General features: G+C 57.2%; 6 protein-coding genes. 1 reads left to right on the top strand and 5 read right to left on the bottom strand.

All coding sequences use genetic code 11. The features are described 5' to 3' along the window. The first annotated feature begins 10 nt into the window (after positions 1-10). Positions 11-448 (top strand): Hsp20 family protein, encoded by a 438-nt coding sequence (locus SHEW_RS11080; protein ID WP_011865932.1) that lies wholly within the window; start codon positions 11-13, stop codon positions 446-448. A 94-nt stretch (positions 449-542) separates the two neighbouring features. Here SHEW_RS11080 and SHEW_RS11075 read toward each other — a convergent pair whose 3' ends face one another. The 5 genes from SHEW_RS11075 to recC all read right to left on the bottom strand — a co-directional run bounded on the left by SHEW_RS11075 (position 543) and on the right by recC (position 11,845). Next, on the bottom strand, positions 543-1,547 hold the full coding sequence (locus SHEW_RS11075) for a D-alanine--D-alanine ligase (protein WP_011865931.1): 1,005 nt from the start codon (positions 1,545-1,547) through the stop codon (positions 543-545). A gap of 141 nt (positions 1,548-1,688) precedes the next feature. Beyond that, positions 1,689-2,612, bottom strand: a complete 924-nt coding sequence (locus SHEW_RS11070; protein ID WP_011865930.1) for a hypothetical protein — start codon at positions 2,610-2,612, stop codon at positions 1,689-1,691. Next, a complete protein-coding gene (gene recD / locus SHEW_RS11065; RefSeq protein WP_011865929.1) occupies positions 2,609-4,597 on the bottom strand; it encodes an exodeoxyribonuclease V subunit alpha in 1,989 nt (662 codons plus the stop codon). The genes SHEW_RS11070 and recD overlap by 4 nt, the downstream gene beginning before the upstream one ends. Then, positions 4,594-8,265 carry an exodeoxyribonuclease V subunit beta gene (gene recB, locus SHEW_RS11060; protein WP_011865928.1) on the bottom strand — a complete coding sequence of 1,224 codons (3,672 nt, stop codon included), beginning with the start codon at positions 8,263-8,265 and terminating at the stop codon, positions 4,594-4,596. The genes recD and recB overlap by 4 nt, the downstream gene beginning before the upstream one ends. A gap of 1 nt (position 8,266) precedes the next feature. Continuing rightward, positions 8,267-11,845, bottom strand: coding sequence for an exodeoxyribonuclease V subunit gamma (gene recC, locus SHEW_RS11055; protein ID WP_011865927.1), 3,579 nt, complete (start codon positions 11,843-11,845; stop codon positions 8,267-8,269). Positions 11,846-11,995: the final 150 nt, after the last annotated feature.

Genomic DNA, 11,995 nt, shown 5'->3' with positions numbered 1-11,995 from the left:
GGATATACCTATGCGTAATTATGATTTGACCCCTCTATACCGTAGTGCCATTGGATTCGATCGTTTAGCCCAGCTTGCCGAGCATGCTGCATCGAACAAGGGTAACTCGGGTTATCCCCCATACAACATAGAGCTGCTGAGCGAGAATCGCTATCGCATCACCATGGCGGTGGCCGGCTTTGCGATGGAAGAATTAGATATCACCAGCGAAGGCGACAAGCTAGTGGTAAAAGGCACCAAGGCGGAGCAGGAGAGCGAGCGCAAATACCTGTATCAGGGTATCGCTGAGCGCGGTTTCGAGCGCACCTTCCAGCTGGCCGACTATGTGACTGTAATTGGCGCCGATCTGGAAAACGGCCTGCTCAATATCGATCTGCAGCGTGAGATCCCGGAGGCCCTAAAGCCGCGCAAGATTGAGATCTCAACTTCAAGGCTGCTAGACGCTTAAATGAAAGTTTAAGTGCAGCGCGTGAAAGCACAGCATCGAATAAAAAAGGGAGCCTAGGCTCCCTTTTTTAATGGCTAACGTTCACCTTTCCGTATTAGCGATTAAGCCCGGTCAGAATGGCTTCGTTCAGGTATTGGCTAAAGTCATCGCCATGGTTGGCCAGCATCTTAGGGAACATAGAAATCGGCGTCAGGCCGGGGAAGGTGTTGATCTCGTTGAGTAAGATCTCGCCTTCTGGCGTGAGGAAGAAATCGATGCGCGACAGGTGTCTAAGCTTCATGCCATCGAATACCTTTACCGCATAGGCGCGGATCTGCTGGGCTATCTCATCGCTGACTTCGGCCACGACCTTAGTGGTGGCCTTGCTGTCGGCGGCATACTTCTCATCATAGGTGTAGAAGGTGCCACCGGCGCAGATCACCTCGCCAGGCAGGGTGGCGACCGTCTCGCCTCGGTATTGATAGACGGCGACTTCCAGCTCCCGTGCCTGAATGGTTTTCTCTACCACCACATAGGGCGAATAATGAAACGCATCGGCCAGAATGGCCGGGATCTGCGCCGCGTCATCGACCCGGTAACAGCCCACAGAGGAGCCTTGTGAGGCGGCCTTTACGAATACTGAGCCCCACTTGGCCAGGGCGTCTGTGGTCTGGGCAATTGCCTGCTCGTCCAGTTGATTCAGGAAGAGGTAAGGGGTGTTAGGGATCCCCAGGGCGCTAAACCACATCTTGGCGGTGATCTTGTTGAAACAGTTGCGAGAGCCCTCGGCGTCACAGCCGAAATAGGGTAGGTTTATGAGTTCGAAATAGGACTGAATGTCGCCGGTTTCGCCAGGGTAGCCGTGAATACAGGGGATCACATAATCCACCGGCCAGGGCGCCAGGCTTTCGTCTTCGAAACGGATCTCGCGGCGATTGGTCAGCTCACAGCGCTCACCTGATTTGCTTTGATATTGTCCCTTGGCATCGAGTTCGACCCGCAGCACATTCAGGTGGGGAAGTTTCGCCAGCGAGGTCTCGAAGTAGTTGGCCGACAGCAGGGAGATGGCGTGTTCATCGCCGCCGCCACCGCATAAAAGTAAAAGGTTGATCGGATTCATCGGGTCTCCGTTTTCGACTCAGTATCGTTTTCCATGCTCACTATGACGTGCTGATTTTTTTATGCAAGTCCTGGATGCTGCTTAAAGAAAGCTTAATGTCTGACCGGGCAATTTGTGGCCGAAATCATTATCTATGCCGCCTTAACGCTCGGCCCAAGGCGCCTCATAGAGCGCATCATAATCGGTTTGCGCCAGCACAGTTACGCCTACCGCCTCAAGAAACAGCGCTTGTCCCTGGGAGATGGGCTCACCGGCGTAAACATAGTAGGCCGCGCGCCTGCGCTCGGGAAAGGCCTTATAGAGTTTAGCGCGTTCGATTAGCAACCAGCGCAGAAAAATCTCGTTACTCTCAAGGCCTAGTCCGATAAACACCAGTTCGTTATGCAGCAAGATATTGAGCCAGGTGCTGTTGCCGCGCCAATGCTCCTTTAGCGCCTTTTTGAAGCCGCCACCCAGATGGCCCTGATGCAGAATATCCCTGGCCCTGTCTACCGCCCCCATGTAATGGCTCAGTCCAAGGCGCACGCTGCGGGCATACCTCTGCATGCCGTTAATGTGCCAGATGGCAAACTCCTCAGTGGGTGAGGCGATGGGCGACTTGGCAAAGTAGCTGGACCAGGGGTAGAAGTCGGTAAAATGTTTCGCCTGCAGGTGATGTAGTTTAAGTTGGTGACTTTTCGCGAGGGTCTGTTCGAAGTTAGTGGTCAGCACAGGCGTGTTGTTTGCCGCTGCCCAGACTATCAATCGTTGGTGTTGACGCTGGGGTTGCCAGCTGGCCATCAGATTACAGAACGCTTTCTGTAGCTGCGTGTTGGGCTGACTACTGATGAGATCTAGCGCATCATAAAATTCGGTGAGGGCGATGCCAGCCGGGATGCTTGCTACCTCATCGCCCTGGTGGGCACGCCAAAGGCTGAGAAGCATCTCATCCCAGGCGTTGATGCTGGTTACTTGCTCGTCACTTTGACTGCGAGGGCGATAGCGATTGATGCCGTTACCAACCACTAATGCCCTCGGATGGGCACTCGGGCGCTGGTTGAGCAGCTGGGACAGGGTTTGACTCATGCTGGCCACAACCTCTGTGCTAGGCCAGAGGCCCTAAGGGTTACCTGACTGCATGCCGCTTCGAACACCGCCTGGCTGCCAAGACAGCTAAAGTGTCCCTTGGCGCGGGTGATGGCGGTGTAGACCAGCTCCTTGGTCAGTAGCTGGCGCTGGGCAACGCTGGGCCTTGGCGGCAAGACGAAGGCGACCTGCTGAAACTCACTGCCCTGGCTCTTATGTACCGTCATGGCATAACAGGTCTCGTGGCTGGGCAGGCGAGCGGGCAGTACCTTGAGCAGGCTGCCATCGGCCTGAACGAAATAGGCCATCAGGCGGTGGGTGGGGCCATGACCTGGCAGGATAACCCCGATATCACCGTTAAACAGCCCTAGGTTATAGTCGTTACTCTGAATGATGATAGGGCGTCCGGCGTAAAATTCGCTGGATGGCTGGATCAGCTGGGCATCCTTCAGTGCCTGGGTGACCGCCGCATTGATCCCCTCGACGCCATATTCGCCGGCGCGCATGGCGCAGAGGATACGGAAGTTGTTGAAGCGAGTGATGATCTGGTTGGCGATTTCGTCCAGATCCAGTTGTTGATCTGCCTCTTTATCTACTTCTTGAGCCTGCTCTTTGTTGGCCAGGTGACCAACCAAGTCAAGATAAGGGCGATATTTGTCGACGCTCTGTGCCATCAAGGCCTTGAGTCCGGCGTTGCCCTGGGGCGAGAGTTGATGCTCAAGCCAGCTAAGTTCGTCGTATCCTTTCTGCCAGACACTTAATATGCCCGTCAGATCGCGGCGGTTGACGGCGCCAGCTAGTTGTCCGATACCGGCATCGCCCTTAAATCTGTGGCTGTGCATCAGCATGGCCAGACTATCGCCCAGTGCCGGGCGCGCATCGATATAGTTGCTGAGATCTTCATTGGTCAGTTGACTCAGGAGTGCTGCCTTCTCTTGTGAGTAGCGCATGCGCCAGCCACTTTCCTGTGAGCTTGTCTGTTTTAGCCCGGCGCAGATATCAGCCAGCACGGCGCCGGCCTCGACCGAGGCGAGCTGGTCCTGATCGCCAAGCAGAATAAGCCTGGTGTGCTCCGGCAGCGCTTCCAGCAGCTTGTGCATCATGGGCAGATCCACCATGGAGGCCTCATCGAGGATCAAGAGATCCAGCCTGAGAGGATTGTCCTTGTGGTGCCTGAATCTGTGGGAGCCGGGGATCACCCCCAGTAGCCGGTGCAGGGTGGCTGCCTCTTCTGGCACCTGCTTAAGCTGCTCAAGATCTAACTCATCGCCATAGGGCGCCAGCTCCTGGGCAAGCCTCGCCTTGGAGGCCTTGATCGACTCGCTCAGGCGCGCGGCCGCCTTGCCCGTTGGCGCCACCAACTTGATGGTGAGTTGCTGCTCCAGACAGAGCAGCAGTAACAGCTTAGTTACTGTGGTGGTCTTGCCCGTACCGGGCCCGCCGGTGATCACCGCCAGCTTCTGGCTAAAGGCGGTGGCGGTGGCTACCTTCTGCCAATCGGGCTTCTCGGCCTGACCGGCAAACAGAATATTCAGTATGCAGGCTACCTTATCTGGCGCCGCAACTGTGATGGGCTGATTGAGGCGCGTGAGACGCTCGGCCACCTGAGTCTCAAACTGGTAGTAACGCTGCAGGTAGAGCCTGTCGCCATCGAGGATCAAGGGGGTGTTTAGCTCACCATCGGCCGGACTAATGGCTTGATATTGCGTCAACTGCCCGGCCAGCGCCTGTGGGGTCAGCTCAAGTTGACATTGGGGCTGCTGTTCATGCAGCGGGTTATTCTTGTCTATCTGCGTCAGGGGCAGACAGGTGTGTTGCTGGGATAGTTGACGGCTGAGCAGGGCGCAGATCAAGGTAAAGAGATCGTCGCCATCGCTGTGCAGGGCTTGCATCTGCAGGGCAAAGTGGCGATCCAATGGGGTCAGCAGTCCCTCCTGCTGCCAGTGCTTAAGCAGCTGGCTAAGTGGCTGTGCTAGCTGGATCATAGGTCTAGCTCTCCTTGTGCTGGGCCTGATGGCATGTCAGATTGCCTGTCTGCTTGCGAGTGCGACTCAGGCTCAGCTTGAGGCTCAGCTTGAGACTCTGCCTTTGACTCAGCTTGAGATTCACTGGCCTCAGCCTCGCTAAGCAGGGTGTCAAGGGCCTGGATCAGCGCCAGGGGCGGCTTGTCGTAGTAGACGCCGGTACTCGGTGAGTCGGCCGACATGCCCCTAAGGAAGAGGTAGTAGCAGCCGCCCACATGCTGGTCATACTGGTAGCCGGGCAGGCGTAGCTTGAGGTAGCGATGCAGCGCTAGGCTATAGATGATGTATTGCAGGTCATAGTGGTGACCTGCGATGGCCCGCAGCATGGCGGGCTTTTCATAGTGACTCAGGTGATCCCCCAGATGATTGGACTTGTAGTCGGCGATATAGAACTTGCCCTGATATTCGAAGGTTAAGTCGATAAAGCCCTTGAGCATCCCCTCTAGGGTCTCGAAGTTCAGGGCGGCGCTATAACCATACTGACTCAGCAGCTGATTGAGCCCAGGTGCATCGAGCTTGCCTATTGGCATGTAAAACTCCATCTCCACCAGTTTTTGCGCCTGGCTGAGGCTCGCAAGACGCAGCCCATCACCATCGAGGGGCGTATGCAGCAGATCCAGATACCAGGCATGCAGCATATCTTGCCACTCGCTATCGATACCGAAGCGCTCCATCGCCTTGGGCAGCTCATCGCCTAGGCTGGTATCGGCCAAGGTAAAGTCTATCTGCTCCAGTACCCAGTGGAGGAAACTTCCCGCGTTGGCGCCGCGCTCGAAGCTAAACCTGGACAGCTGCTCGCTATCGGGAGCTAACTGCTCAAGCTCGGGAAAGGCCTCATCGCCCATGCCTGGGCTGATCTGTTCGTGAGCCGAGTGTTTTACCAGGCCTGAGTAGCTGCCGACCCGCCAGGGGATCTCGTGCCTGCGGTTAAGTGGCCGCGGCGCCAGCTTGACGGCATCGGCAGTGTCGATAGGGTCAAAGTCTAGTTTGGGCGCATCGCTTTCCACCAAGTCGACCGAGATCGCCTCGCTCGCCAGCGCCTGGGCGGCGGCCTGAATGTCGGCAAACTCGCAGGCATTGGTCTCTATGCCCAGCAGGTAGCCGATAGCAGTCTCGAATAATTGGCTGCTGATCCCGTCACGCTTGGTGAAGCGCGAATGGTTGGCGACATAGCAGTAGCAGGCGAGCACGGGGCGGGTAAGTGCCACATAGAGCAGGCGCAGATCTTCGGCGAGATTCTCTGCCTTGTATTTGGCCCAGCCCTCCTCGCTCTGGTCGATATCCCACACCAGGGCATCTTGCTCGTGGTAGAGCATAGGTGCAGGCTTGCGGCGACTGTCTCTGGCCAGGCTGACGAAGGGCAAGAAACAGATGGGATATTCCAGCCCCTTACTCTTGTGTATGGTGACTATCTGTACCAGATTCTGCTCGCTCTCCAGCCTGAGCTGGGCCTCTTCCGTGCTACTCACCTCGATCAGCGTCTGCTGATACCAGTTGAGCAGGGCGCTGATGCCGTCGAGCTCCATCGCTTTTTGTTGCAGCAGTTCGCCCAGGTGCCTGAAATCGGTCAGGCGGCGCTGCCCCTCATCTGCAGTCAGCAGACGCTCGATGAGGCGGGTATCGGCCGCCAACGCCATCATGCAGGGCATGATCCCGCGCTTGAGCCAGGTTTGATGCAGGTTGTCGAAGGCCTCAAGCTGCTGCTGACGCACATCTTCATCCAGATTAAAGCCATGGATCGCCTGGGCATCATAGCCCAGCAGGGCGGTGGCCATGGCGCTTCGCAGCGCGCGCTCATCTTTGGGATTGGCGATGGCCAGCAGTACCAGGGCAAGTTCCTTGGCCACCAGGGTATCGAATACGCTGTCGCGGCTGAGAAAGACGGCGCCTATCCCCCGGCTACTCAGCGCCGTTTTGATATAGGCGGCCTCGTTGCGATCCCTGACAAGCACGGCGATATCTTTTGCCTTGAGCGGCTTATCTTGCTTCAAGCACTCGCCGCGCTGGGCCTCGTTGAGTAGCCTGGCTATCTCGTTGGCGGCATCTTCGGCCAACTGGCTGCGGGCGCTGGCCTTATTGAGCCCGGCGTTAGGATCTTCGCCGAGTAGCTTAAGGCGTAGCGCGCTCGTTTGGGGGACCTTCTCGACCAGGCGCTTCTCTGCCGCTTCGGGCGATGCCTTGACTAACTCAAAGGGGATCGCCTGGCTGATAAAGGGATCGTCACTCCTCGAGAACAGCTGATTGACCGCCTCGATCATGGCCTGGCTGGAGCGGTAGTTGGTGTCCAAGCTGTAGTGGTTTTCCGTTTGGCCCCTGGCATGGATATAGGTATGGATATCGGCGCCCCGAAAGGCGTAGATCGCCTGTTTGGGGTCACCAATCATCAAGAGCCCGAGGTCGCTGTCTGTTGAGACCTGCTGGCCTTGATAGATGCTGCTGAAGATCTGATATTGCAGCGGATCTGTGTCCTGAAACTCATCGATAAGGGCGATGGGGAAACGCTTGGCGATGGCCCGTGCCAGCGCCTGCTCCTGGTCGGTTTCTTCGCTCAGGGCATCGGCCAGAGCGATAAGCAGATCGTCCGGTGTGCGCAGATTCTTAAGCTGTTTCTGCGCCGCAAAACGGGCCTTTATTCCATCGCGGGCGCCATAGAGGAAGCTGGGCACTAGGGTGTCTATTGTCTCTGTGACGCGCTCGATATGGGCAAGTAGCGGCGCCTGTTCCGGCGTTGGGCTCTCGCCGCCCTTGTTGAGCTTGAGGCCGCCTAATGCCAGCGCCCCCAGCACCTTGTTGTCGGGCAGGGAGAGCGGCTGAGCCGCCCAGTTATCCATGGCGGCGAACAGGGTCTCGAGCTTGGGATAGCCCTGATCTTTCTTGCCAAAGCGGGTGCCGTTGAGCGGCAGCGCCTTGAGCAGCTCAAGGGTGGCATCGCGCTCGCGCGGCCAGATGAGCCTGAGTCTCGAAAGGCTCTGACTCAGGCGCTCCGCCACCTGACTGAAGGCTTCGGGTGTCGGCGAGACGCTGGCCTGATTGGCGCCGAGAAGCGGCCTTAGCTGCTTGGTCAGGCCGTCGGGATCGCTAAACTTGTTGCTGATGATCTGCGCCAGATAGCCGGGCAGCGGATAGCAGGCCTCACGCCAGAAGTCGCGCACCGCATGGTGCAGGTATTCGCTATCATCCAGGGTAAATTCAGACTCAAACAGCAGGGATGATTCGAACGCCATGTCCGACAAAATGCGCTGGCAGAAACCATGTATGGTAAAAATCGCCGCCTCATCCAGCGACTTGAGCGCGAGATCCAGCCGCTTCAGCGCCTGGCTGCGCGCCTCGGGCTCAGCCTCAGAATAGAGTGTGTTGATTAGCGGATCGTCCACCTCCATGCCGAGAAAGGCGCGGTAGGCCAGCTGGATCTTCTTGCGGATACGATCCCTAAGCTCCTGGGTGGCGGCGTTTGTAAAGGTTACCACCAGGATCTGCTCGCAGCTTAGCGGCGCGCGCTGGCTATCGCCCAATAATAAACGCACATAGAGGCCGGCGATGGTGTAGGTCTTGCCGGTACCTGCGCTGGCTTCGATGAGGCGAGTGCCCGACAGCGGCAGGCTTAGGGGATCCAGTGTCTGTGTCGCCATCTTATTGGCCCTCCACGAAATCGGCCAACTCGCTCAGCGGCGCCTTGTGATAAAGACTCAGCATAGGTGAGAGCAGCGTGCTGGCTATGGTGCCAAAGCCTGCCTCGCTAAAGTCATCGGGGAAAGTAAACAGCCGCTGATAGTGAGCCTCCTGGCCTTCGCCCAGATTAGATTGTTCATCCAGCCATTGGGGCTGGGCGGCGATCAGCTTCTCAATATGTTCACCCTCGGCCTCTACGTAGGCAAAGGCGGTTCTTGGCATGAAGGGCAAGGGCTGGCTCTGCCCCTGATGATAATGCTCGGCCCAGAGCGAGAGCTGATTGAGCGCCTGCTCAGGCGTTATCGGCGCGAAGGCGTGGAAATGGCCGATATCGAGCAGATAGCTGTGGCGCTGCCAAGGCGTTGCCTCATGGCGTTCCACGTCGCTATTGTCACTGACGCTGGCGTTAAGACACAGGTGACGCAGATAGACACGGATCAGATCCCGTGCGTTCGCCGTTCCCGGACGGTAGTTGACCAGCCCCTTGGCGCTGACGCCGTCGATTCGCCCAACCAGAGCAGTTGCGGCGCTATCGCTCAACAGTAGGTCGATATCCTGGGTATGGCTGCTCTCTCCCTGCAGATAGAGGGTGCGACCGACCAGGGCGCGAATATCGTGCTGATACTGTTTCAGCAGGAGGTCATCAAAGGGGGCTAGTGGCAACTGACCCGAGAGCCGCAAGCGCTCTAGCAACTCACTCGATGGCCGCTCATCGCCCGATTTGACCGCATCTTCTATCAGGGTCGATTGCAGCTGATAGCGAGACAGGGGATTGAGGGCGAAGGGCTCATCATTTTCATCCGCCTGTATGCTGAGATTAAGATCCAGCTTGAGGGTGCGATTGAAGAAATACTGCGCCGGATTGCGGTAGAAACGGATCAGCGCCGAGAGCTCAAGCGGCTCGCCCTTATCTTCATCGGCGACCAGACTCAGCGGCGCCTCGATGAAATGACCAGCACTTGCTGGCTTGGCACCCTGCTCCCCGTCGTGCTGCTTATCCTGCTCAGTAAGGGCTCGGGGACACCACTGCTCGCTATAGCTCTGGCGAAGACGTCTTGGCTCACTCTTTGCGCCTTCACACTCTGCGCCTTCAGACTCGTCTGCCAGATAGAGGCGTTCATCGAAGGGCTGCAGCGGCATGGTGATGATCAGCTGGTCTAAGATGGCCAGCTCGATTTTGGCAATATCTGCTGTGCTTGTGTCATCTGCATTAGACCCCTTAAGCAGGTGGGCGCAATTTTCCGGCAAATAGCAGAGCTGGCAGTATTCGATAAGCTCGGACACCAGCATCGAGGGGATGCGCTCGCTGTTATCCCGCTCGCTATGGCCGATATAGCTGATGTAGAGCTGCTCTCTGGCTGAGAGCAGCGCCTCGAGGAACAGGTATCTGTCATCCAACCTGCGAGAACGGTCGCCCTTACGTGGCCCTTCCTGCGCTACCAGATCGAAGCCGACCGGGTGCTGTACCCTGGGGTAAACCCCATCGTTCATCCCTAGCAGACAGACCAGCATAAAGGGGATGGAGCGCATCGGCATCAGGGTACAGAAGTTGACGCTACCGGCTAGGTAACGCTGTCCCACCCGGGACTCGGTGAGGTGACGGGTAAACCAGTTCTGCATCACCTCGAGTTCGAGTTCGCTCTGATACTGTGTAGCAGTGAGCTCCTCACTCAGACGGGTGATTGCCTGTAAAAGCTCCTGTTTCTGACTCAGCTCCTCATCGACACAGTCGTAGAAGGTCTCTACCAGGGTCTGCAGCTGAGTAATGCGCACGCTTAAGGGGCAATGCTCGCCCAGCGCCAGATTAAACTCGTCGATTGCCTCGATAAAGTTAAGCAGCTTACCCAGTGCCTGGGCCGATTGCCCTTCGACGCCGGGGAGCGCCAGGCTGTCATGGTAGATAGGTGCCTCATCGCTGAAGCTATAGCCTAAGATCAGCCGCTTGATGCCAAAGGCCCAGGAGTTGTGTTCGAAGGCGGGCAGCTGCTGCGCCTGACGGCTGTGCTGATCCCTTCCCCAGCGCACGCCCGCCTGCTCCAGCCAGCGGCGGATGAGCAGGAGGTCATCATCGTCCAGATCGAAACGGCGCATCACGGCGGGCACCTCGAGTATGCCTAAGATGTCCGTTAGGGCAAAGCGGCTCTTGTTAAGGCCCAGCAGGTGCAGGAAGCTGTTGATCAGCGGGGATTCCTGGGCCGCGCCGCGATCGGCAATGGCGTAAGGGATAAAATGATCGCCGCGCTTGGAGGCAAATACCGCATCTATGTAGGGCGCGTAGGCCGCTACATCCGGCATCATCACCACGATATCTTTGGGGGCGAGACCATCCGATTGCGACAACTGCTCCAGCAGATGATCGTGCAGTGTCTCAAGCTCCCGCAGCGGGCTATGACAGCTCCTGAGGGTCAGGGAATCATCGTCAATCTTAAGTACTCGTCTGCCTTTAGTGGTGAGATAGAGTTCGGCGTCCGGTCCTAGGGTTTCGCCGCGGGTGCAAAGCTCTAGGATATCTTGCTGCACACCGTGGAGCAGGCTGTTTGAGCCCGGATCTTGATAGCACTCGAAGTTGAAGTTGGTGTCGTTTTCCGGCAACTCCAGGATAAGGTCTAACAGCTCGCGGCCCATCTTACCGTTGTTGGCCAGCAGGGGATTGCCCACCTCGAGCTTACTCTCCCAATCGATGGCGAGTTGCTGCTTGTCGCCATATTGCAGCGCCATTCGCGCCCTGAGCTTAGGATCAACTATGTCGCCCCAATAGTGTTGGCAGGGGCTTAGGTTGAGCATCACTACATCGATCCGCTTGGCCAAAAAGTAGAGTACTTCCAGGGTCTGCGGCGCCATGGAGGAGATACCAAAGACAAACAGGCGCGGCGGCAACTTGCTAAGATCGCACAGGGGATCGCTTAAGGCATCAAATAGCGCCTGGTGCAGGTTCGCCCTGTGATAGCGGCTCTGGTTCAGCGTGTGATGATTGTAGTGAATAAGTTCGCGCCAGAGCAGGCTTTGCCACTGCTGGTTGGCATCTAGCGGACGCTCCTTGGGGGGCAGTCGATCCTCACCCTGTTCCCAGGCCAAGATCCAGTCGGGGCGATAGACCAGGTATTGGTCGAAGATGTCGGCTATCTGGCTGCAAAGCTGAAACAGTTTTAACGAGTGCGGCGCCGCGCTGTCTGTGAGTATGGCATCGTCTTTCAGATAGTTTGCCAGGGGGGCGAACACCTCCTGAGACAAGAGGCCTGGCAGCAGCTCCATCAGCTTCCAGGTCATGGCAGGTTTGGTAAAGGCGTTCTCCTTGGGAACATCCGGCAGCAGCTGGTGGCAGAGTTGCCAGATAAAACTCGACGGCAGGGGGAACTCCAGCGCCGCCGCGACCTGATTTTGCTTGGCGATGGCGAGCCTGAGCCAGGTGGACATGCCGGGGCTTTGGACCAAGATCTGCTCATTGCTCAGCGGCGACTGACCCGGCAGGGGCGTCTGTAGCTCGTTGGCGAGCAGCTCTGCCAAAGCTTCCATTCGATTCGATTGCACCAAATACAGCATGAGATCACTTATCCATTTCGTTGTTCTGTGGCCATTCTAGGGCATCTGGGTTATCCGGCCAATGCTCGCCGTATAATAACGGCGTAATTCGATATGTTAGCCCAGTTTATGCTTGTTTTTCACACATTTTCAATGGCTTTGCTTGAGGAT

This window comes from Shewanella loihica PV-4 (genome assembly GCF_000016065.1).
In the GTDB taxonomy this organism is placed as follows: Bacteria; Pseudomonadota; Gammaproteobacteria; order Enterobacterales; family Shewanellaceae; genus Shewanella; species Shewanella loihica.
Note: the sequence above shows the minus strand (reverse complement) of the source record. Positions and strands in the feature narration are given on the sequence as shown.

Bases quoted from the DNA above. Each gene is read 5' to 3' on its own strand.
- recB (WP_011865928.1), bottom strand. From the start codon at position 8,265: ATGGCGACACAGACACTGGATCCCCTAAGCCTGCCGCTGTCGGGCACT.
- recC (WP_011865927.1), bottom strand. From the start codon at position 11,845: ATGCTGTATTTGGTGCAATCGAATCGAATGGAAGCTTTGGCAGAGCTG.
- recD (WP_011865929.1), bottom strand. From the start codon at position 4,597: ATGATCCAGCTAGCACAGCCACTTAGCCAGCTGCTTAAGCACTGGCAG.
- SHEW_RS11080 (WP_011865932.1), top strand. From the start codon at position 11: ATGCGTAATTATGATTTGACCCCTCTATACCGTAGTGCCATTGGATTC.
- SHEW_RS11075 (WP_011865931.1), bottom strand. From the start codon at position 1,547: ATGAATCCGATCAACCTTTTACTTTTATGCGGTGGCGGCGGCGATGAA.
- SHEW_RS11070 (WP_011865930.1), bottom strand. From the start codon at position 2,612: ATGAGTCAAACCCTGTCCCAGCTGCTCAACCAGCGCCCGAGTGCCCAT.